Here is a 22,733-nt window from a genome sequence, read left to right on the forward strand (position 1 = left end):
CATGACAGGAGAGGCGTACACCCATGACCCGGGTGCTCGTGGTGGAGGACGACCCGCAGCTCGTACGGGCCCTCGTGATCAATCTGCAGGCCCGCAAGTACGGCGTCGACGCGGCCCCCGACGGCGCCACCGCGCTGCGGCTGGCGGCGACCCGCCAGCCGGACGTGGTGCTGCTCGACCTCGGCCTGCCCGACATGGACGGCGTCGACGTCATCAGGGCCGTGCGCGGCTGGACCCGGGTACCGATCATGGTCCTGTCCGCCCGGCAGTCCTCCGACGAGAAGGTCTCGGCCCTCGACGCCGGCGCCGACGACTACATCACCAAGCCGTTCAGCATGGACGAACTGCTGGCCCGGCTGCGGGCCGCCGTCCGCCGCACCGAGGACCTGCCGATGGTCCCGGAGACCACGCTGGTCCAGACGGACGGGTTCACCATCGACCTGCTCGCGAAGAAGGTCGTACGGGACGGCGTCGACGTACGCCTCACCCCGACCGAATGGCACCTGCTGGAGATCCTGGTCACCCACCCCGGCCGCCTGATCACCCAGAAGCAGCTGCTGCACGAGGTCTGGGGCGTCTCCCAGAGCAACAAGACCAACTATCTGCGGGTCTACATGGCCCAGTTGCGACGCAAACTCGAGTCCGACCCCTCGAGCCCCCGTTATCTCATCACCGAGCCCGGCATGGGCTACCGCTTCGAAGGGTGACCATGGCACGCGGCAAGCTCCGTATCTACCTCGGCGCGGCTCCAGGCGTCGGCAAGACCTACGCCATGCTGTCCGAGGCGCACCGCCGGGTGGAGCGGGGCACCGACTGCGTGGTCGCGTTCGTCGAGCACCACCACCGGCCGCGCACCGAGGTGATGCTGCACGGCCTGGAACAGATACCGCGCAAGGAGATCGGGTACCGGGACAGCTCCTTCACCGAGATGGACGTCGACGCGGTCCTCGCCCGCCGTCCCCAGGTGGCCCTCGTCGACGAACTCGCCCACACCAACGTCCCCGGCTCCCGCAACGCCAAGCGCTGGCAGGACGTCGAGGAGCTGCTCGCGGCCGGGATCGACGTGATCTCGACCGTCAACATCCAGCATCTGGAGTCCCTCGGCGACGTCGTGGAGTCGATCACCGGGGTGCGGCAGCGGGAGACGGTGCCCGACGAGGTCGTACGGCGGGCCGGCCAGATCGAACTGGTCGACATGTCGCCGGAGGCGCTGCGCCGCCGTATGGCGCACGGCAACATCTACAAGCCCGACAAGGTCGACGCGGCCCTCTCGAACTACTTCCGGCCCGGGAACCTGACCGCCCTGCGCGAGCTGGCGCTGCTGTGGGTCGCCGACCGGGTCGACGCCTATCTGCAGGAGTACCGCACCGAGCACCGGGTCTCGGCCATCTGGGGTTCGCGCGAGCGGATCGTGGTCGGCCTGACCGGCGGCCCCGAAGGGCGCACCCTGATCCGGCGCGCCGCACGGCTCGCCGAGAAGGGCGCCGGCGGTGAGGTCATGGCCGTCTACATAGCCCGCAGCGACGGCCTGACCTCGGCCTCCCCGAAGGAGCTGGCCGTCCAGCGCACCCTCGTGGAGGATCTGGGCGGCACCTTCCACCACGTGGTGGGCGACGACATACCGGCCGCGCTGCTGGACTTCGCGCGCGGTGTCAACGCCACCCAGATCGTGCTCGGCGTCTCCCGCCGCAAGGGCTGGCAGTACGTCTTCGGGCCCGGCGTCGGCGCCACGGTGGCCGTGGAGTCGGGACCCGACCTCGACGTCCACCTCATCACCCACGACGAGGCGGGCAAGGGCCGCGGGCTGCCCGTGGCCCGGGGCGCGCGGCTCGGCCGGGCCCGGATCGTCTGGGGCTGGCTGGTCGGCATCGCCGGGCCCGTCCTGCTGACCTGGCTGCTGAGCGGTGTCTTCCCGGACGTCGGGCTCGCCAACGACATGCTGCTGTTCCTGACGGCGACGGTGGCGGCGGCCCTGCTGGGCGGCCTCTTCCCGGCCCTGGCCTCGGCGGTGGTCGGATCCCTCCTGCTGAACTGGTACTTCACCCCGCCCGTCCACACCCTGACGATCGCCGACCCGGAGAACATCGTCGCCATCGCGATCTTCGTCGGGGTCGCCGCGTCGGTCGCCTCGGTGGTGGGCCTGGCGGCCCGACGCACGCAGCAGGCGGCGCGGCTGCGTGCGGAGTCGGAGATCCTCTCCTTCCTCGCGGGCAGTGTGCTGCGTGGCGAGACCGGCCTGGAGGAGCTGCTGGAGCGGGTCCGCGAGACGTTCGGCATGGAGTCCGCCGCCCTGCTGGAACGCGAGAGCGACGTGGCGCCCTGGACCTGCGCGGGCAGCGTGGGCCCGCGTCCCTGCGCCACCCCCGAGAACGCGGACGTCGAGGTCCCGGCCGGCGACCACATGTCCCTCGCGCTCTCCGGCCGTGTCCTGCCCGCCGAGGACCGCCGGGTGCTCGCCGCCTTCGCCGCGCAGGCCGTCGTGGTGCTGGACCGCCGGCGCCTCCAGGAGGAGGCCGACCAGGCGAAGGAACTGGCCGAGGGCAACCGCATCCGCACCGCCCTGCTGGCCGCCGTCAGCCACGACCTGCGCACCCCGCTCGCCGGCATCAAGGCGGCGGTCACGTCCCTGCGCACGGACGACATCGAATGGTCGGAGGCCGACCGGGCCGAACTCCTCGCGGCCATCGAGGAGGGCGCCGACCGCCTGGACCACCTCGTCGGCAACCTCCTCGACATGTCCCGCCTGCAGACCGGCACCGTCACCCCGCTCCTCCGCGAGACGGACCTGGACGAGGTGATCCCGATGGCGCTGGGCGGCGTACCCGAGGACAGCGTCGAGCTGGACATCCCGGAGAGCCTGCCCATGGTCGACGTGGACCGGGGCCTGCTGGAGCGGTCGGTCGCCAACGTCGTGGAGAACGCGGTCAAATACAGCCCGCCGGGCGAGCCGGTCCTGGTCGCGGCCAGCGCCCTCGCCGACCGGGTGGAGGTCCGGGTCGTCGACCGCGGCCCGGGCGTGCCCGACGAGGCCAAGTCCCGCATCTTCGAGCCCTTCCAGCGCTACGGCGACTCACCCCGCGGCACCGGAGTGGGTCTCGGCCTCGCGGTGGCCCGCGGCTTCGCGGAGGCGATCGGCGGCACGCTGAACGCCGAGGACACCCCCGGAGGCGGGCTCACGATGGTCCTCAGCCTGCCGAGGTCCGGGGCGGCCCCGGCACGGCTGGCGCCGGGACCACGGGAGACGGCGATCACCTGAACGCCTGCTCCGCAGGTCGGAGCGGGTGGCAACCCGGCAAGGTCGGCCGCCCGGACACTGCCGGGATCCGCACAAGAACCGGCGCCGTGCAGGGACGGAAGCTGTACCCATGACCAATGTTCAACCGCATCCGCGCCGCACCGCGGGCAGGGGCTCGGCGGGGTCGCTGGCCCTCTGCGCGCTGCTGCTCGTGGCCGCCGGCGTGGCCGCGTGGTTCGTCCCGAACGCCGCGTCGGACGAGCAGGCCTGGCGCCGGGCCACGCCCTGCACGGCCGAGACGCCCGCCGCCCGGCGTGACGACTGCCTGACCACCGTCCCGGCCGTGATCGCGCGCACCGACGTCAACCAGCCCAAGCAGCCCAGCTGGCTGTACTTCACGGACAGCCGGCCGCTGCACCGACTTCAGGTCTCGGCCGACGCGGCCCAGGACTTCCGGGCCGGCGACCACGTGGAACTGACCGTCTGGCGCGGGCAGGTGAGGAAGGTGACCGGCGCGGGGAACAGCTGGCACGAGCACATCACCACCGCCCGCTCGCTGGCCGTCGTGGCGGCGCTGCTGGCCCTGGCCGCGGGCTACCCGGCGGCGAAGGTGTTGATGAGGCTGCGCGGACGCCGGCTGCCCGACGACGAAGTCCTGCCCTCGGCCGTGCCGTTCGCGGGCGCCCTGGCCGGCACCGCCCTGTGGCTGCTGCCCCTGTGCTTCCTGCACCCCACCGACCTGCTCACCTCGCCCACGCAGATCACCTGGGCGGCCGCGGGCTCGCTGTTCACCCTGGCCCTGCTCGCCGGGGCCTGGCGCGCGACCCGCATCCGCACACCCGGGGACGTGGAAGCGGCCGGAGCGGCCCGACAGCCGGATGAGGGCGAGGTGTTCCTGCCGGCCCGGTTCCTGGAGCCCACCGACTTCAACCCGCACGGCTTCGGCACCCACATCGCCCTCGGGGACGGCGCACCCGCGGTGGCCCCCGGCCCGGGCCGCTTCGCGGCGAAGCGCATCCCGGTCGAGCGGCTCACCGTCGGGAACGTACGACGGGCCCGGGACAGCGACGGCGACACCGTCCCCAGCAGCTGGCACATCGCCGAACTCGACGACGCCGGCACCCCGATCCGACTGGCCGCGGCCCCGGCCGACCTGACGCGCATCATCCGCGCGCTGGAGCCGGCCAGGGCCTGACGACGGTTCGTGACCGGCTCAGCGCACGGTCACGGACGCGGTCGTGGCCGATCCGGCGGTCCAGCCGTAGCGGTGGGCGGTGACCTTGACCGTGATCTTCTGACCCCGGTCGGCCTTCACCGGCACATAGGTGGACCGGGTGGCGCCGGTGAGGGTGTGGCCGTTGCGCTTCCAGGAGTAGCTGTAGGAAGTGGCGGCCGGCGACCAGGTCCCGTGGGCCGCGGTCAGCTTGGCGCCGACCTTGGCGGTGCCGCTGACGGCCGGGGCCTTGGTGACCTTCAGGGTGGGGCCGACGGCGACCGCGACGGCCGGCGAGGTGGAACCGGTCGCCCCGGCACCGTTGCTGACCGTGACTTTGCAGGACACCTTGTGGGCGTAGTCGTCGGAGGTCAGGGTGCGGGTCTTGGCGGTGGCGCCCGGGATCGCCTTGCCATCGCGCAGCCAGGACCAGGCGGCCGTGGCGTTGGAGCCGGTCCAGGCGGCGTTGCAGGTGAGCTTGGAGCCGGTGCGGGCGGTCCCGCTGACGGTGGCCTTGGAGGTGATCTCCGGCTTGGTCAGGAGCGTCTGGGACTGGGCCCACAGCTGGGAGGTGTAGCTGCCGGGGGAGATGTCGACCGCCTTGCGCCACACCAGCGTGGCCCGGCCGTCGGGGCCGGCGGCGATCTCACCGGACAGCGCCTCCGTGTCGGGGACGTCGGCGACGGGCGCGCTGTTGAGGGCGGTCGCCTTGCTCCACGTGCCGTCGGCCCGGACCGCCCACTCCAGGTAGTGGTCGTCGCCGTTGTCGATGGAGGGCGTCTGCGGCCACACCACCTGGACGGTGCCGTCGGCGCCGATGGCGGCGGACATCTGGTGGTCGACGTACCCGGTGGACAGCGTCTTCGGCGCGGACCAGGTGCCGGTGGCGGCGCTGCGGGTGGTGGTCTGCACGACCGGGGTGCCGGCGCTGTTGCTCCAGCCCTCCCACACGTAGGTGACGTCCCCGTCGGGGGCGGCCAGCGGGCCGCCGGCGTCGCCGTCGTCGATCGAGCCGACCGCGGTCTGCGCGGAGCCCCAGTCCCCGGTGGGCGACGTCCGGGTCGCGGACTTCAGGTCGGTCTTGTTCGTGGTGGCGTTGGCGTCGTGCCACAGCACGGTGGTGCGGCCGTGGGCGTCCATCGACACCAGCGCGTCGCCGGAGGTGGCGGTGGTGCCGGGCAGGACCGCGGGGCTGCTCCAGTCGCCGGTGGCGGTGGAGCGGGTGACGGTGGAGACGACGTGCTTGTCGTCGTCGAGCTTGTCGCGGGTCTCCCACACCGTGGTGGCCGCTCCGTCGGGAGCCACCGCGAGGTCGAGGCTCCAGAAGGAGCCCTTGTCGAAGGAGCCCAGCGGCTTTGCCGCGGACCAGGCGGACGCGCCGGGGGCGAGGGTGGCGGTCATCACCTGGTAGTGCAGGGAGCCGTCACCCTGGTCCCACACGGCGGTGACGGTGCCGTCGGCCGCAGCGGCGAGACGCGGAGTGGACATGTCCAGGCCGTCGTGGGTCGCGAGGGTGCCCGGGTCCGACCAGGCGCCCGCCACCGCGTCCCAGGCGGTGAAGCGGGCGGCCAGCGAGCCGTCGGCGCCGTTGCCGGTCAGCCAGGTCACCACGGCACCGCCGTCGGCGGTCACCGCCAGCACGGCCCTGGCGCTCGCGCCCTGGTTCGTGACCAGCGTCCTGGGCGCGCCCCACGTGTCGCTGCCGGCGGCCCGGACGGCGGCCCGGATCTCCCAGTCGGAGGCCCCGGCCTGCTTGTCGCGCCACAGCGCGAACGCGGTGCCGTCACCGGCCACCTTGACGTCGACCAGACTCTGCTGGCCGTCCGAGCCGGTGACGCCGGCCGCGGTGTTCCACGGACCGGCCGAGGCCGTGTACCCGGAAGCGGCGGCGGGCAGGGCGGGGCCCCATACGACCGCGGCCGCCGCTGCTGCCGCGAGTACGACGGCGGCGGCTCCCGGTCTCCGTATCTTCACTGCCACTACGACTCCTGATCCCCTGGGCGACGGCACCGTTCCCGGTGCCGGCTGGAGGATGACGGTATCCGGCCAAGATTTACATTGCCTGGAACCGGCAGTCTCGAGTGGATCAAGATTTCCGGCTTCTGCTTGCCCGGCAATGCGCAGGTGAGCGTCATTGCCGGGGCGCGGACGCCGTGAGTCGGGTCAGCGTGCTGCGGTGGCGCGGAATCGCCGCCGGAGAACGGTCCCGCCGAGGAGCAGGGCCACGCTCGCGCCGGCGACGGGCAGCATGCCGTCCGCACCGGTGTGCGCGAGCGGGGTCGTACCGGGGTGCACGGTGATGGTGTGACCCGGCCGCGGCTGCGGGTGGTTCACCGGGACGGGGGGCTTCTTCACCGGAGGCACGGTCTTGACCGGCGGGGTCTTGACCGGCGGGGTCTTGACCGGCGGAGTCTTGACCGGCGGCGTGGTGGGAGTTCCGGGCTGCTCCGTCTTGGGCGGAGTGGTGACGCTGGAGCCGCCGTTCACGGACGTGTTGCCGAACACCGGGTTGAGGACCCCGGCCGCGTTCACCGTGTTGCCGCTGACGTTCACCGGGAGGTGCACGGGCAGCTGGACGCCGTTGCCGCTGATGACGCCCGGGGAGCCCGTGGTCTTGCCCTCGGCCGCCGCCTGGGCGCCGGTGCCGTTCGCGCCGCCCGTACCGCCGGTGTTGGCACAGGAGTTGCCCGCGGCCGGGTTCAGGAGCCCCACGACGTTCACGGTGTTCCCGCAGACGTTCACCGGGACGTGCACGGGGAGCTGGATGGTGTTGCCGGAGAGCACACCGGGCGAACCGGCCGTGGAGCCGTTCGCCGACGAGTCCGCGTACGCCGACCCTGCCACGGCCATCGCGCCCGAGGCGGCCACGACAGCGATCACGCTGTTACGGGTAACCCGATTCATTTAGGTTCCCTGCCTTCCATACATGGTCGCGGGCACTCGCCCGCAAAGGAGGAAACGGTGGTTTACCCGTCCGGGTTATGACGAATCAGCCTTTCGCGCCGTCGAACCTCACACATCCCGCTCGTGGCACGTGCGCACAGAATGTGCCGCCAAGTCGGCATCTTCTCGTACGTTCCTCTAGTAGCTTTGCTTCATGTATCCGACGATTCCCCGGGACAGGCCCCCGGTCCGGCCGGTGGCGACGCACGACGCCGTCCTGGTCGTACCCGGGATCATGGGCACGGAGTTATACGAGGCCGCCACGGGGCGCATGCTCTGGGGTATGACCAAGGTGGCCGAGTACGCCGCCCGTTGGGACCTCGACAAGGGCATGGACGCGCTCGCGCTGACCGAGGACGAGCGAGCGGGCCGCCTCGGCCGGGTGGTGCCCGGCCGCCTGCTGCGCACGCCCGCCTGGATGCCGCTCACCGACGGGTTCGAGCCGTACACGCCGCTGGTGAAGAGCCTGCGCAAGGTGGTCGCCCATCGCGACGCGGTCGCCGAGTTCGGCTACGACTGGCGCCTCCCCGTCGAACACAATGCCGGATTGCTGGCCGACGCGGTCGACCGGCATCTCACCGCCTGGCGTGCCCACCCCGCCTGCGTGGCCACCCGTGACCGCGCCCCCGACCAACGGCCCGCCCGGATCGTCCTCGTCGCGCACTCCATGGGCGGCCTGCTGACCGCGGCGCTCGCGCTGATACCCGGCGCCTTCGACGAGGTGCGCGCCGTCCTCACCCTGGGCACGCCCTTCCACGGCGCCGTCAAGGCCACGGAGATCCTCAACAGCGGCCGCGGCATGCTGGGTCTGCCCGCGAAGAACCTCGGCCGCCTGTCCCGCACCCTGCCCGGTGTGCACGACCTGCTGCCCAGCTATCGCTGCCTGGACACCGGGGACGACGTCGTGGCGCTGACCCCGTCCGACGTGGAGAGCATCGGCGGAGACCGTGAACTGGCCCGCGACGCCTTCGAGTTGCACGCCCGGCTGGACAAGGCCGCGCTGCCGGGCCACCGGATCGTGGAGGGCACGGCCCAGCCGACCACGCAGTCCCTGCGCATCCGTGACGGGGTGGTCGAGGCCCGGCACGTCGGCTACGACCGGCACGACGACGATGAACTCCTGCGCGACGAGATCGGCCGGCTGGTCGAGTTCGACCACGGCGGCGACGGCACCGTCTACCGCTACTCGACCACGCACGGCGACGTGGACACGTACGCCGTGGCCCAGCAGCACGCCGCCCTCCCGGTCACCGGCTCGGTCATCGACTACACCCAGGGCCTGCTCACCGGAGGCCGGCGCGGCGCCCGGCTCGGCGGCACCGACGTGGGCCTCGACCTCCCGGACCGGGTCCCGGTCGGCACCGAGTTCGAGGTCGTGGTGCGCACCGAGCAGGACCCGGGCCGGGTCAGCTGCCTGGTGGAGGACGCCGGCGCCGAGATGCTCCAGGACCCGGTCCGCAGGCCCGTGCTGATGTCCGTACCGGGTCGGGACGGCGTGCTCGGCGCCCGCGTCCGGCTCGACGAGCCGGGGCTGTACCGCGTGAAGGTGGGAGGCGGCGGCGACCCGGTGACCCGGCTGGTCATGGTGGCCTGACCGGTCCGAGGACGCGGATACGGGACGACGCACGGGGGGCTGGGGCCGCATGGACGGGGACGTACAGGACGAGGGCTTCGTCGTCGTCACGGTGCCGATGGACAGCTACGTCGACGGCGACCGGTTCGCCGAGGTCCACGAGGTCGTGGCCGAAGCGGACGGCGTGGCCGGGCTGTTGACCGAGTGGGGCGGCGAATTCCGGGCCTGGGAGGGCGAGGACCGCACCCTGGGCGCCACCCAGGTCCGGCTGCGGGAATGGGCCAGGGCGCGCCCGCCGCGCAACTCCATGCTGCTGTGGTTCGGCCATGGCGAGTCCAACCAGGACGACGCCCTGCTCGCCGTGCGCGGCGCCGGCACCGACGGTGAGGACGACTCCGTCACGCCCGAGGAACTGGGCAGGCACCTCGTGGACAACTTCCGGCGCCGGGCGGCCGAGGACCACTGGGCGGTCGTGGTGGTCGAGGCCTGCGGCGCCGCCCGGTTCGTCGAGGAGCTGCTGGCGTTCGTCCTCCGGCAGCGCGCCGCCGTCCGCCTGCTGCTCATCGGTTCGGGCGCGGACCAGGGCAGCGGGTACGTGGCCTCCTTCCGCGAGGTGCTCACCCGGGTGCTGGCCGAGTTCTCCGACAACTACAGCCACATCCGGCTCAGGGACCTGGCGCAGCGCATCCAGGACCTGCTGTCGCCGGGCCGGGTGCTCTGCCTGCTCGACGGAGACGAGCAGGTGGCCCGCCGGAACCCGGCGGGCCGGCCCGTGATCATGACGCTGGAGGACTACGCCCGGCCGCGCGGAGAACTCCTGTCGTCGCCCGAGCCGGCCGGATCGGCCCGCGGTGAGGCCGTGCTGCCGCCGCCGCGTACCCCGGTCGAGGCGGACGCCCCCACCGGCGAGCTGTCGTGGTTCTTCGTCGGCCGGACCGAGGAACGCAGCCGCATCGCCGACTGGCTGGCGGCCGCAGACCACGGCCTGCTGGCGGTCACCGGACCGCCCGGCTGCGGCAAGTCCGCGCTGCTGGGCCACATCCTGTTACGGACCGGCCGGTCGGCGGAGCGGGCCACGGCCGGCGAGGCACCCCGGCACGAGCCGTGGCCCGAGGACGTCCCGCTGCCCCGCGCGGACACCTTCCTCAACCTCACCGGCGCCTCGGTCCGGCAGGTCGTCGGTCAACTGGCCCAGGTGTTCGCCGTACCGGCCCCGCCCGACACGGCGGGCGACGACGAACGCATACGGGCCCTCCTGGACGCCGTCCGGGCGGGCGGCCGGCGGCGCAGGACCCTGTTCGCCGACGGGCTGGACGCGTCGGCCGACCCGAACCGGCTCGCCGACCTGCTGCGCCTGCTCGGCACGCTGCCCGACGTACGGGTGGTGGCCGGCACCCGGCCGTCGTCCGCGGACAGCCTCGACGTACCGCGTGCCGTCACCGAGGACCTGCTCGACGGGCTGGGGTGCGACGCGGCGAACACCCTGCGCCTGCGCCCGGATCCGCAGGATCTCGCCATCTACGTGCGCGAGGTCCTGCGCGCCGAACGCGCCGCGTTCCAGCACCTGGACATCGACCTGGAGGCGGCCGTGCAGCGCGTCGGCGTGCTCGTCGTGGCGCCGCAGGCGGGCGCGGAGCGCGACTTCCTCTACGCCACGCTGGCCGTGCACGAGATCATCGCCGACCCGTCGCTGCTGCTGGACAGCAGACGGGCGGACCTGGCCGACCTGCTCGGCAAGGACCACCGACGGCTGTTCGCCGCCGTCGTCCGGCGCCTGCAGGTCGCGTTGCCCGGCAGTACGGCGGTGCTGCGCGCGCTGGCCTTCGCACAGGGCCACGGGCTTCCCCGGGCCGAGCGGATCTGGGCCACCGTCGCCTCGGCGCTGAGCGACACTCCCGTCGACGCCGGGCTGCTGGAAGCCGTGTCGCAGGCGGCGGCGCCGTACATCATGCTCGACGCCGAGGACGGACAGGCCGTCTACCGCCTGGCGCACCGCACCTTCCGCGACTTCCTCCTCGGCGACGACATGCAGGCCGACGCCCCGCAGGACGTGGGCGCCCCGCAGGAATCCGCCCGGGCACGAGACGACCGGCTCCGCGTCGTCACCGCCCTGACCCGTCTCGCCGCCACGAAGGACAAGCGGATGACGGCCCTGCCCCGGCCGCACCCCTACCTGCTGCGCCATCTCGCCGCGCACGCCGCCGAGGCGGGCCCGAGAGGATGGCGGGTGCTGGCCGGCCACCCCGGGGTGCTCGACCATCTCGACCCGGCGGCGCTGGCCGGCGCCGCGCTGCGGTCCGGCGCCGGGCTCGGTGCGCTGCCCCCGGCGGTCACCGGGGCCCTGGCGCTGGTGCACCTGGCCGTGACCGCGGGCCCGGGCGACCGCAGAGGACTGCGCGAACTCGGCACCTGGCGGACCACGGGCGCCGCCCCGGCCGAGCCCGCCCAGGAGTACGACGGTCCCGCCGCGCCCTGGACCGTGCGCTGGGCCGCGCTGCAGCCGCACGCCCCGCACGTGACCCTCGCCGACCTGCACGTCCCGATGCGGTCCCTGCGGGTGCTCGCCCGGCGCACGGACGGGCGGCAGCTGCTGGTCGGCGCCGGGGACGCCGGGGTGGTGCGGGCCTGGGACCTGAGCACCGGCCTCGAAACGGCGCCCGCGCTGCGCGGCGGACCCCGGGACGGATCCCAGTGGGTGCTCGCCCCGCTGTGCGGACCGAGCGGCAAGGACTGGCTCGCCGCCGCCGGGGACGACCGGACGCTGCGGCTCTGGGACGTGCTGACCGGACGCCCGGCGAACACGGAGTACTCGCTGCTCGGGGACGCCGTACGGGCCATGGCGCCGTTCGCGGGAAAGCTGGCGATCGGCGATCTCCAGGGCCGGCTCCGGCTGTTCGACCCGGCCGAGGGCCGGGAGGACCGGCACCACCGCACCGGTCACCGCGGCCCGGTGCACGGCATGACCGTCTACACGCTGCCCGGCACCGGCCCACGGCGCGAGCGGCTCGTCACGGCCGACGGCAAGGGCTGGGTCCTGGTGTGGCGGCCGGACCGCCGCCGTTTCGAGCGCGAGTGGCGGGCCCACGAGACCGGCGTGCACGCGGTGACGACGTACATCGATCCGGACGACGGGGTCGTCTTGGCGACGGCGGGTCAGGACGGGACCGTGCGGCTGTGGGACCCAGGCGACGGGCGGGAGTTGGGCCGGCTCACGGGGCACGAGAGTCCGGTGCACGCGGTGACGGCGTACACGGATCCGCAGGACGGGGTCGTCTTGGCGACGGCGGGTCAGGACGGGACCGTGCGGCTGTGGGACCCACGGGGCGAGCGGGAGTTGGGCCGGCTCACGGGGCACGAGGGTCCGGTGCACGCGGTGACGGCGTACACGGATCCGCAGGACGGGGTGGTGCTGGCGACGGCGGGTCAGGACGGGACCGTACGGCTGTGGGGCCCGCGGGCCAGGAGCGCGGCCGGGCAGCCGGCGGCACCGCCGTCCCCGGTGCACGCCCTGACCGAGGCCGTCGACCCGGCCGACGGCGGCCTGCTGTGCGTGGCGTACGCCGACGGCGGTGTCGCCCGCTTCGGTGCGGCCGACGGCGTGCGCTACACCGCGCCGGACCCGGGCGGCCCCGTCGTCGCCATGGCGTCCCTGGAGGACACCGCGAGCGGCTGGCTGCTGGCCACGGCCCACACCGACGGGAGCGTCCGGATCGGCGGTGTCGCCGCTGCGGGGGAGCGGATCGAGGCGGCCGTACCGGCCGGGGCGGCGCCCGGTGGCGGGCCGGTGCAGTTCCTGGCCGGGCTCCGGCTCGCCGACGGACAGCAGGCCTTCGCCGGGCTCACCGAGTCCGGCGGGCTGTGCTGGTGGGACGCGCGCACCAGCACCCTGCTGGGATCCGCCGACACGGGGCTGCCCGGGCCGTTCACGGCGCTGACCGCGATCCCGTACGGCGCGACGACCGCCCTGGCCGTCACCGGTGAGGGCGGCCATCACGTCTGGTGGTCCGCCGGCCCGGACGGACACTGGAACCCGCTGTTCCCGGGGCACACGGGGCGGCTGGCCGCGCCGGCGGTGGTCCGCGGCCCCACGGCCGGGCACCGGGCGCTGGTCACCGTGAGCCGCGAGGGCGAGCTGCGGGTGTGGAACGGCACGGGCACCCGGCTGCTGCACACCGTACGGCTGGGACTGCGCTGCCACGCCCTGACCGCGCTGGGCGAGGGCGGGGTGGCGGTGGGGACCCAGGACGGGATCGTCGTCCTCGGCCTCGACCCGAGCGCGTGGGCCGAGGACGGCGGACCCGCCGAACCCGGCGCGGAGGACACGGGACCGAACCGTGTGCGGTTCGGCGAACGAGCTGACAGGCCGTCGGGTGTCGCCTGAGAATGAATGGTGCGAAGTACGTCGAGGGGGACGGGCGCATTGAAAAACGTCGCAGAGTGCAAGGAACTCATCGACCGGCTCTTCTGCCGTGACGAGGCCCAGTTCGCGGGCTACACGCTGGTCGGGGATCCGGAGATCGTGGTACCGGAGCGCCTGGTGCGGGCGACTCTGAACCGCCGCACCGAGACCCACGGGCACGACGCCTACCAGCTCACGATCTTTCTCCAGATCACCGGCCTGGCCGGGGAGTTATGGGAGCACACCGCCCGCAACCTGCTCCGGGTCGGAGCGCTCAACCACCCCGCACTGCCGCAGATCGCCATGGGCAAGTTCGTCCCGAACGAGGACATCGCCTTCACGCTCACCCGGGAACGCGGCAAACCGATCAACATCGACCACACCGTCGCATGGGCCCGGCGCGCCCCGCGCAGGGCGCTGGAGCACTTCAGCAAGCTGCTGGACGCCCTCAACGAGCTGCACTCGGCGGGCATCATCCACCGCAACCTCACCGCGGCCTCGCTCAACACGCATGTGATCGACGTCTGGGACCCGGACAAGGTCGAGATCGTCCTGTCGCGGTTCGAGATGAGCACCCTGATGGGGAACGTCATCCGGACCGTGGGCGCGGGCAGCAGCCCCGACACGGTGGCCGAGGTCCGCCAGTTCTACACGGCCCCCGCCGGCATCGACGCCGAGCGCCATCTCGCCTTCCTCGCACCGGAGTTGCACTCCTACCTGTTCGACGAGCACACCAGCGTGCGCCGGGACTGGGTGAGCACCGACGTCTACGGGCTGGGGGCCACGGCCTGGGAGTGGTTCTGCGGCCGCATCCCCGACGTCCTGCCCGAGCCGTACGCGGAGGTGAAGCAGGCCGGCCCGGCGGAGCGCAAGGCCGCGCTGGCCCGGCTGCAGCGGGCCATGGTCTCCCACCTCACCATCGCCGGACTGCCCCAGGCCCTGGCCCAGGCGCTGCGCCGCATGATGGAGCCCCACCCGGACAGCCGCTGGACCGCGTACACCGCGGCGAAGCACCTGGACGAGAACTGGCAGCAGATCCAGGCCCACTGGGACGGGCCGGAGGACAAGACACCCCGGCTCGTCGCCTTCATGCCGGACGAGAGCGTGCAGATGCTCTACGAGGAACGGCAGTGGATCCGGCACTCCCCGGCCACCCCGGCCGGCCGGGAGGAACTGCGGTTCTTCCTGGAGCGGGAACTGGAAGAGGCCGAACTGGTCCACTCGGAGCGCGGGGCCCTGGGATACGCCACCGGACCGGAGGACCGGCTCAAGGAGGCGCAGTGGGTGCTGATCGGGCAGCGCGCCGTCTGGTTCTGCGCCGTCCTGTACGACCCCGTCCCCATGACGAACACGCGCAAGCACTTCGAACAGGTCCTGGTCATCAAGTACCTGCGTGACAAGGACATCACCATGGAGCTGGTGACGGCCAAGCGCAGACGCAAGATCGAGAGCCGGCTCGAACTGATCCCCTTCCGGCCCGGTCAGGACATGACGAAGGTCGTCGAGGGCAGGCGCTCGTGGACGGACCTGCAGGAAGAGGTGAACGGGCACGCCGGAAGCGACACGCTCAACGAGATGTACCTGCGCTCCCTGCAGTTCCTCCTCAACTATCAGCGGGTGGTGCTCCAAGCCCGGTCCTACCCGTTCCGCAAGGTCGAGACCGCCCACCAACAAGGCACGGTGACCATCGAGTTCGACGAGGAAGCGGACGCCGAACGCCGGCACGCCAGCCCGATGCTGGCCGCCTACGCGCTCGACGAGCGGCGCCGGCCGCGGTTCGGGGACTTCTTCACCGGGCTCGACGGCGAACGCGAGGGCAGGGCCACCCTGCTGAACGTGGTGCACCGCGGCTCCACCCGCGAACCGTACTTCGGCGGCTCGGGGGTCACCGCGGTCTTCCGGGAGTCCGTCGACCCCCAGACGATCAGGGTCACCGTGCAGGGCGGGGGCACCATCCCCAAGACGGGCTGGATCCGGCACGTGGACGACGGCGGCAGCGGCCCCCAACTCGACCGGCAGGAACGCGGACTGGCCCTGCTGAGGGCGCAGCCGCTGCTCATCGAGTCACTGCGCGCGCCGTTCTCGTTCGACCTGGGGCGCGGCCGCTGGATCGACCCCCATCCGCTGGAGGGCGAGGTCGACTTCGGCCCCACCTCCCGCAAGCTCATCGAGCGGATGCTCGGCACCCACCCGCTCTTCGCCCTGCAGGGACCGCCCGGCTCCGGCAAGTCGACCCTCACGGCCGCCGCCGTACGCCGCAACCTGGCCGTGGAGCAGGGGGCCCGGATCCTGGTCACCTCGCAGTCCAACCACACCCTCGACGGCCTGGCCCGCAAGCTCATCCAGCAGCAGGGCCCGCGCACCCTCATCCTGCGCGAGACGCCCGCGGAGAAGGAGGACGAGGTACGGGACGAGCTGGTGCGCTCCCACACGCTCACCCACCTGACCCGGTCGGTGCAGGACGCCTCGACCCGGCTGCTCAAGGCCAGGCTCGCCCGCCAGTCCTACGAGCACCCGCCCTACGCCGACGCCCCGTACCAGCGCGAGCTGGTCGAGCTGGGGAACCGCTGGTGGATCGACCTGCCGAACCTGCCCCCGCTGGAGGAGGCGCGCCGGGACCTGGCGGAGCAGTGGCTGCAGCACATCACCTCCAACCAGCTCGAACTGAGCGAGCGGATCCGCAGCGGGGCCAGTGTGGTCCTCGCCACCTGCTCCATCGCCGCGACCATCAACGACGGCCGCTGGGACCCGAGGGACCTGTTCGACTGGGTGATCGTGGAGGAGGCCGCCAAGGCGTGGTCGACCGAGATCATCGTCCCGCTGGTCCTCGGGGTGCGCTGGACCCTCATCGGCGACCACCTGCAGCTCGGACCGCACCGCGGGGAGGAGCTGGAGGCCTTCCTCGGCTCGCTGCGGGGCCACAAGGACCCCCTCGTGGCCCTCGAGTACGAGCAGAAGGACGACCACCTCAACGCCCTGCGGCTGTTCGAGCAGATCTTCGCGGACAAGACCGAACGCGACTACCAGCAGATGGACTCGGCCGTGGGCCGTATCGAGAAGCAGTTCCGCATGGACAAGACCATCGCCGAACCGGTCAGCCGGGCCTTCTACCCCCGCGTGCCGCCGCGCGAGGAGAACGGGCTGCCCGTCAGCTTCCTGGAGACCGATCGGTACAAGCCGCACGACCTGACCGCCCCGAACTTCCTGCGCGGCAGGTCGCTCGTCTGGGTCGACACCAGCGGCTGCGAGGGATTCGGCGACGAACCCCGCTGGCGCAACATGGGGGAGGTGGACCTGGTGGACCGGATCGCCCAGTGGATGCAGCCGACCTCCGCGCCTCCCGACCGCCTCGACGACGACGGCAGTCTCGCCGTACTCACGCCCTACAAGGCCCAGTTGGACCTGCTCGGCGGCCGGGACTCGCTGCGCGGCCGCGAGTACACCGTCCACTCCTTCCAGGGCAGGGAGGCCGACCGGGTCATCGTGTCCCTGGTGCGCAGCACGGCCGACCCGAGCGGTGGCATCGAGCGAAACGTGGGCCATGTGGGCCGGCGCGAGCTGATCAACGTGCTGATGTCGCGGGCCAAGCGGCTGCTCGTCGTCGTGGGCGACCTGCAGCATTTCGCCACCTACGGCGGTGAGCACTGGGCGACGGTCACCAAGGTGCTGCGCCACTACGGCGCCGTCGTCTCCGCCGACGAAGTGGGGCGGCCGTGATCAACGAACTGGTCCAACTGGCGCTGCCGTGCCGCATGCTGACCCTCAAGATGCAGGTCGGCCCGGAGGACGGCGAGACCACCCTGGAGACCCTCGTCACCAAGGCCATCGGTACCGGGCTGACCACGGTGCAGGACCTGGCCGATCTGTTCGTCCTGCCGTACCGGGTCGTGCTCGACGTGGTGACCTCGCTGTGGGCGCGCGGGCTGGTCTCCATCGACCTGCAGAGCGGCGACCTCGAACTCAGCGACGGAGGCCGCGACAGCATCGACGCGGGCTCCGCGGCGGCCGAGGAGAACGGGGTGCAGGAGAGCCGGTCCTACCTCTTCGAACCGATCACCGGCAGCTTCTTCGCGGAGCGGGAGGGCACGGCCAAGTCGCCGCCGGCGGCCCTGCGCGCCCCCGTGGACCACGGGCTGAAGGCCTCGGACCTGCCGCAGCGCGACCTGCTGGCCGCGGTCCGCGCGGCCACCCGGTACGGCGGCGGGGCCGGCTTCCGGCGCCGCATCCTCAACGTCAGCTTCGGCAACCCGCTGCTGCAGCCGCCCCAGGAGATCCGCTGGTACACCGTCGGGGTCCAGGTCCGGGCCGACGACGACAGCGGGCGGCTGACGGTGTCCGTCGCCGACCCGGGCAAGCGGTTCTGGAGCGCCCGTGCCGAGGCCCGCTTCCAGGAGTACTTCGCCCGGCTCGGCGACGAACAGCCGGACAGCGGCCTGGTGCAGGCGCTGCGCGGGAGGGCGAGCCGGGTCCTGCTCGAGCCCGAGGGCGTGCCGCAGCTGCTGACCCGGCTCGCGACCCAGGTCGAGAAGCTGCCACGGGTCGAGGCCCCGCACACCGGGCAGGCCCAGCAGAAGCTGGAGGACGTCGGCCGCCAGATCCAGCAGCGGCTCAGGGGACTGCTCCAGGCACGCGCGGATCTGGAGCCGATCGAGAACGCCCAGGGCCACGAGTGGGCGCTGAAGGAACTGCTGGCCAAGGCGGGCAAGCAGGTCGTCATCGTCTCCCCGTCGATCCGCTACTCCACCCTGAAAAGCCTGCTGCCCGAGCTGCACGACGCGCTCAAGCGCAGGGTCCGGCTCGTCTTCTCCTGGGGACGCACGATCGGTGACTCGCTCGCCCCCGAGGTGCGCACCGCGCTGAGCGAGCTGGCGGCCAAGTACCCGGGGCGGGTGCTGCTGTCCGCCGCGAGCGTGCGCACCGCGGCCTGCGTCGTGATCCAGGACAACGTGCGCGCCTACGTCAGCGCCCACAGCCCGCTCGACCTGGTGAGCGGTTCCGACGGCCAGATGACGGGGCTGCTGATCGAGCCGTCGAAGTACGGTCCCGAACTGCCCACATGCGTGGCGGACCTGCTGCTGTGGGTCCGCCGGACCGGGTTCTCCGGCCAGGAGCGGCTGCAGGTCCTCACCCACCAGGACGAGTTCCCGGCGGCCGACGGCGTCGAGCCGCTCGGCGCCGAGATCGCCGAGACACCGCTGCCGCCGGGGCCCGCCGACGGCACCCCCGAGATGATGCGCATCTGGGCGGCGAGCTGGCACGAGCACCAGGCCGCGCTCGCCGACGCCGTCCGGCAGGCCACGGACGAGGCGCCGAGCGTGGACCTGGTGGAGGACGGCGCCCACCAGGACTACCTGTGGCAGGCGCTGCACGGCGCCACCGAGCGGCTGGTCCTCGCCGACGACCGCATCAGCGCCCGCGCCGCCACCGAACGTGTCGCCGGCGCCCTGCGGGAGTGCGCCGACCGGGGCGTCGCGGTGCACCTGGTGCAGCCGTCCCCGGGCCGGGACGCCGACGCCGTCAAGGCGTTCACCAAGGTCGTCGAGGGAACCCGGGGCATCACCGTGCACCGGCGGCGCTCCGGTGTGCGGCTGGTGGCCCGCGACGACACCCTCCAGCTCGGCAGCTTCGCCCCGCTGGGGCGGGTCTCCCCCCGCGCCGAGGGCACCGGCACCCCCAGCCAGCTCGGGGTACGGGTGCACGGCTCCCGGCTGGTGACCGACCTGCTGTCCCGGCTGGGCGTCGAGCAGGACCCGGACCCCGCACCGCGGCAGCAGGAGCCCGACGCACCCGCCGCGCCGGTCACCGACGGTGCGACCGCCGCGTACGGCGCCCTGGTGACGGCACGTCAGGCCGACGCCGAGGGCCGCTACGGCGAGGCGCTCACGGACATCCTGCGCGATCTCGACGACCCCTGGCGGGTCCTGGAGGTCTGGGAGGAGCGCAAGGTCTCCGCCACCGATCTGCGCCGTGCCGCCGCCACGCTGCTGCGCCTGGGCGACCGGGTGCCGGCCGCGGACCGCCGGCGCTGGAGCCGCTGGCTGGTCAGGGACGCCTGGAGCCGGTCCGCCTTCTTCGAGGCCGCGCTGGTCGGGCGTCTGCTGCCCAACAACGGCGAGCGGCTGACGGCGGCCGTGTGCACGGCGGCGCTGCCACTGGAGTTCGGCCCGGTCGGCGAGGCGCTGGAGATCGCCGCCCTGGAGGTCGAGAACGAGGACGACCAGGCGGTCGCGGCCGTCGGCGGGCTCGCCGAGACGCTGCTGTGGGGTGGCTCCTCGGGCGGTCAGGTGGTCGACCTGTGCGGCGAGACCCTGTCGCCCCGCTGGCGCGAACTGGCCGACGCCGTGAGCGAACTGGGCCTGCCCGAAGGGCGCGGCCTGCCGCTGGACGCGTTCACCGCGGAGCTGGCCACGACCCTGACCGCCGCCGAGGCGGAGGAGCGCTGGGCCGTGCTGGGCCGCAGGATCGACGAGATCCGGCGGCGCCGCGGACGCTTCAACTTCGACGCGGGACAGGCCTGGCACGACGGCATGTTCGCCGCGGACGGCATCCTCACCCGCATCGAGGCGGCGACCACGGACCTCGTGCTCCGCCCCGGGCTGGGCCCCGACCTGCCCACCGACGTCCGCCGGTACGTCGACCGGCTGGTCGCCGCCGCCGGGCAGGAACCCATCCAGTGGCGCAAGCAGATGTCGCACCTCAACCGAATAGAGCAGCTGGTCCTGGAGGCGCGCCGGCTGTCCGCCGGCGCCGTGAGCCGGGCCGATGCCGGTGAACCGGTCCTGGCCCCCTTCCGGAGGTTCGCCGTGCTGACGGCCCAGGCCTGGGACGGGCTGTTCAGCGAGGCCGACGTCCTTCAACCGCCGTATCGCCACCCTCCGCTGGCGCTGCTGGAGCGCCTGAAGCCGGTGGCCAAGTGGGCAAGGGTGCACGCATGACCGACGACCCCGTGATCGAACTGCTGAGCCGCTGGCCGGGGCGCTTCCGCTTCGGCCGGCTGGCGGTGGAACTGCGCAGGACGGATCGGCTGGACGACGACACCCTCACCGATGCCGTGCTGCGCGGCATCGCCGAGGACGAGGACGAGCAGGCGGTCTTCGAGAGCCTGCTGAGGGAGGGGGAGGTGGAGGCCGCCGAGTACCTCCTGGAGAACGGCCCGCTGCCGGACCAGGCCCGGCTCTCCCGCCGTCTGCAGGCCGTCACGGCCCGCCGGCAGGAGCTGCTCGGGGAACTCGACTCCCGCTGGGCCGCCCTGCAGAAGCAGGCTCTGGAGGCGGACCTGCCCCTGCCCGGCCTGGACCTGGCGGAGCTGGAGAGCCGGTGCGTCGTCTCCTGGCCCGAGACGCTGCCGCTGCTCGAACGGGCCGAGGCCGACTTCGGGGAAAGGCTGCGGGACGAGCAGGAGGAGCTCCACAAGAGGCTGAAGGAACGGCAGGCCGCGGGCACGGTCGACGCCGCGGGGGCGGAGTCGAGCCGCGCACTGATCGACGCGGGGCTGCTGCGGGCCGCGGCGCGGCAGATCGACGACGGCACGCGCAGCTCCGGCCCGGAGCGGGTGCCCGCCCTGCCCGCCTGGATGCCGGGGGTGTCCCCGGAACAGCTCCTCGAATGGCACCTCGATCCGGTCCAGCAGCAGCGGCAGGCGCGCTATGCGGCCTGGGCACCGGCCGACGGCTCGGCCCGGCAGCTGATCGAGGCGTACGCCTCCCTGGCCGACGGCGGCTTCGACACGGCCCAGCGCTTCGCCACGGCACTCAACTGCTTCCTGAACCGGGACGACGCCGAGGACGTCCGGCCCGACGAGGTCACCGGCGGATACCTCACCACCGTGTCGCGGGCGTTCGCCGATCCGGAGATCGCGCGGTTCCGGCCCCTCGGCAACCTGGATCTGTTCATCGGCGGGCCCGAGACCCGGGAACCCGAGGGGATGGAGAAGGTTCCCCCGTTCGTGGCCGTGGGCCCGGCGCTGCAGGCATCGGCGGGCCGCGGCGGGTGCGCGGTGCTCGGTCTGCGGGCGCTGCTGCAGCTGGCCACCCTGCGCACGGGACGCTCCACGGCACTGCTGCGGGTGCTGGGACCCCAGTGGCCGCTGGCCGCGTTCGCGGGCCGTACACCGGACGAACTCGACGAGCTGCTCGGACCGGACGAGTCCACGCGGTGGCTGACCCTCCGCTGGATCCTCGACCTGACCGGCCTCGGCGGCATCACCGTCGCCGACGCGCTCGCGTACGCGACCGGCTGGGACCCCGCGCTGCTCCACCTCTTCCTGCAGGCCCTGGCCGAGCGGCAGGGCCGGGCCGGCGGCGGCCGGCGATGGCTGCCCCAGTGGCGTCAGGACCGCCCGTTCGCGGCGGCCGTCGAGGACACGGTGCTCAGGCCGCTCGGCCCGTCCCTCGTCGCCCGGATCGCGTTCTGGGCCGCGCTCGCGGCGGCACCGCCCGGCGAGGACGTCACGGCGGAGGAGCTTCTGACGGAGGCGCAGTACGCGGCCGACGCGATCCCCGACGCAGGGGCGGTCAGGGCCGCCATGGCCGGGCTCGTCCGGCTCCGGTCGGCCGAGGAGGCCTCCGCCGACCGCGTCCGGTTCCGCCGCTGCGGAGTCCTGGCCGTCCTCGGCGACCAGGCGCAGCAGCGGCTGGAGGCGGCCCTGCGGGACTGGGCGGCTCTCCCGCAGGACGCCGCGCCCGAGGACGACGGTCACGCCGTACGCCAGTGGGAGGCCAGGCGGCACGGCCTCAGCCCCGCGTACGACGCCTACATGGCGGCCCTGTCCGACTCCGCTCTCGCTGCCGACCTGGACATCCGGCTGGCCGAGCTGGTGGCGCAGACCGCCGAGAACTCGGTGGACCGGCAGCGTGTCGAGGGCACCACGGACCTGGTCCCGCTGCTGCGCGAGATGGCCGGCATGTGGCAGCAGGCGTTCCCCGGTCCGCAGGTGGAGATCGGCGCTCCGGCCGCGGCCGTGGCCCGGATCAGCACGCGTGCCGCGCAGGTGCTGTTGTACGAGCTGCTGGCGAACGCGGGGGAGGCGCTGGCCGGTTCGGACACCGGGCGGGTCGCGATCCAGGTCGAGCCGTCCGGGGACGAGTGGCTGGTGGACGTCAAGGACAGCGGCCCCGGCATCACCTACCCGCAGGGCCGGGAGGACCTGGTCTTCCGCGCGGGCCGCTCGACCAAGGGCGAGGACCGGGGAGACGGCCTCCACCGTGCCCGGCGCATCGCCGAGGTGGTGGAGGGAGACGTCCTGCTGGCCTCGCGCTCGCACGGCCACCCGGTCCTGAAGGGTGCCCACTTCCGCCTGATCGTGCCGATGGGCTGAGCGGTCGGTGATTCAGTGGTCCGGCGGGTCGGTCCGAGCAGCCGGGCCCGGCGG

9 protein-coding genes and 1 pseudogene are annotated in these 22,733 nt (G+C 73.2%); 8 read left to right on the forward strand and 2 right to left on the reverse strand.

The annotated features are described in order from the left end of the window. Nucleotides 1–23: 23 nt before the first annotated feature. From ACIRVH_RS38535 to ACIRVH_RS38545, 3 genes and pseudogenes are all read left to right on the forward strand, one after another. Entirely contained in the window at nt 24–707 is a 684-nt protein-coding gene (locus ACIRVH_RS38535; protein ID WP_403963758.1) for a response regulator, read from the forward strand. Nucleotides 708–709: 2 nt separating this feature from the next. Further along, entirely contained in the window at nt 710–3,256 is a 2,547-nt protein-coding gene (locus tag ACIRVH_RS38540) for a DUF4118 domain-containing protein (protein ID WP_403963761.1), read from the forward strand. A gap of 136 nt (nt 3,257–3,392) precedes the next feature. Beyond that, a pseudogene (locus ACIRVH_RS38545) lies at nt 3,393–4,430 on the forward strand (PH domain-containing protein); the annotation flags it as partial. 18 nt (nt 4,431–4,448) lie between these two features. Here the strand turns inward: ACIRVH_RS38545 and ACIRVH_RS38550 are convergent. Beyond that, nucleotides 4,449–6,428 (reverse strand): hypothetical protein, encoded by a 1,980-nt coding sequence (locus ACIRVH_RS38550; protein WP_403963764.1) that lies wholly within the window; start codon nt 6,426–6,428, stop codon nt 4,449–4,451. A gap of 183 nt (nt 6,429–6,611) precedes the next feature. Then, on the reverse strand, nt 6,612–7,352 hold the full coding sequence (locus tag ACIRVH_RS38555) for a chaplin (protein ID WP_403963767.1): 741 nt from the start codon (nt 7,350–7,352) through the stop codon (nt 6,612–6,614). Between the two features lie 193 nt (nt 7,353–7,545). Here ACIRVH_RS38555 and ACIRVH_RS38560 point away from each other — a divergent pair, with 193 nt between their 5' ends. Genes ACIRVH_RS38560 through ACIRVH_RS38580 form a run of 5 tightly spaced genes read left to right on the forward strand, consistent with a single transcriptional unit; the run spans nt 7,546 to nt 22,679 of the window. Next, the gene (locus tag ACIRVH_RS38560) at nt 7,546–8,985 is read left to right on the forward strand and encodes an esterase/lipase family protein (RefSeq protein WP_403963770.1); all 1,440 of its coding nucleotides are present in this window, start codon (nt 7,546–7,548) and stop codon (nt 8,983–8,985) included. 49 nt (nt 8,986–9,034) lie between these two features. Continuing rightward, the gene (locus tag ACIRVH_RS38565; RefSeq protein WP_403963773.1) at nt 9,035–13,345 is read left to right on the forward strand and encodes an AAA family ATPase; all 4,311 of its coding nucleotides are present in this window, start codon (nt 9,035–9,037) and stop codon (nt 13,343–13,345) included. Nucleotides 13,346–13,384: 39 nt separating this feature from the next. Further along, nucleotides 13,385–17,080 (forward strand): AAA domain-containing protein, encoded by a 3,696-nt coding sequence (locus tag ACIRVH_RS38570; RefSeq protein WP_403963776.1) that lies wholly within the window; start codon nt 13,385–13,387, stop codon nt 17,078–17,080. Continuing rightward, complete coding sequence (locus tag ACIRVH_RS38575; protein WP_403963779.1) at nt 17,077–20,298, forward strand: hypothetical protein; 3,222 nt, start codon at nt 17,077–17,079, stop codon at nt 20,296–20,298. Before ACIRVH_RS38570 ends, ACIRVH_RS38575 begins: the two co-directional genes overlap by 4 nt. Beyond that, nucleotides 20,295–22,679, forward strand: a complete 2,385-nt coding sequence (locus ACIRVH_RS38580; RefSeq protein ID WP_403963782.1) for an ATP-binding protein — start codon at nt 20,295–20,297, stop codon at nt 22,677–22,679. Before ACIRVH_RS38575 ends, ACIRVH_RS38580 begins: the two co-directional genes overlap by 4 nt. The last annotated feature ends 54 nt before the right edge of the window (nt 22,680–22,733 follow it).

The organism is Streptomyces sp. NPDC101165 (assembly GCF_044768135.1).
Classification (GTDB): Bacteria; Actinomycetota; Actinomycetes; order Streptomycetales; family Streptomycetaceae; genus Streptomyces.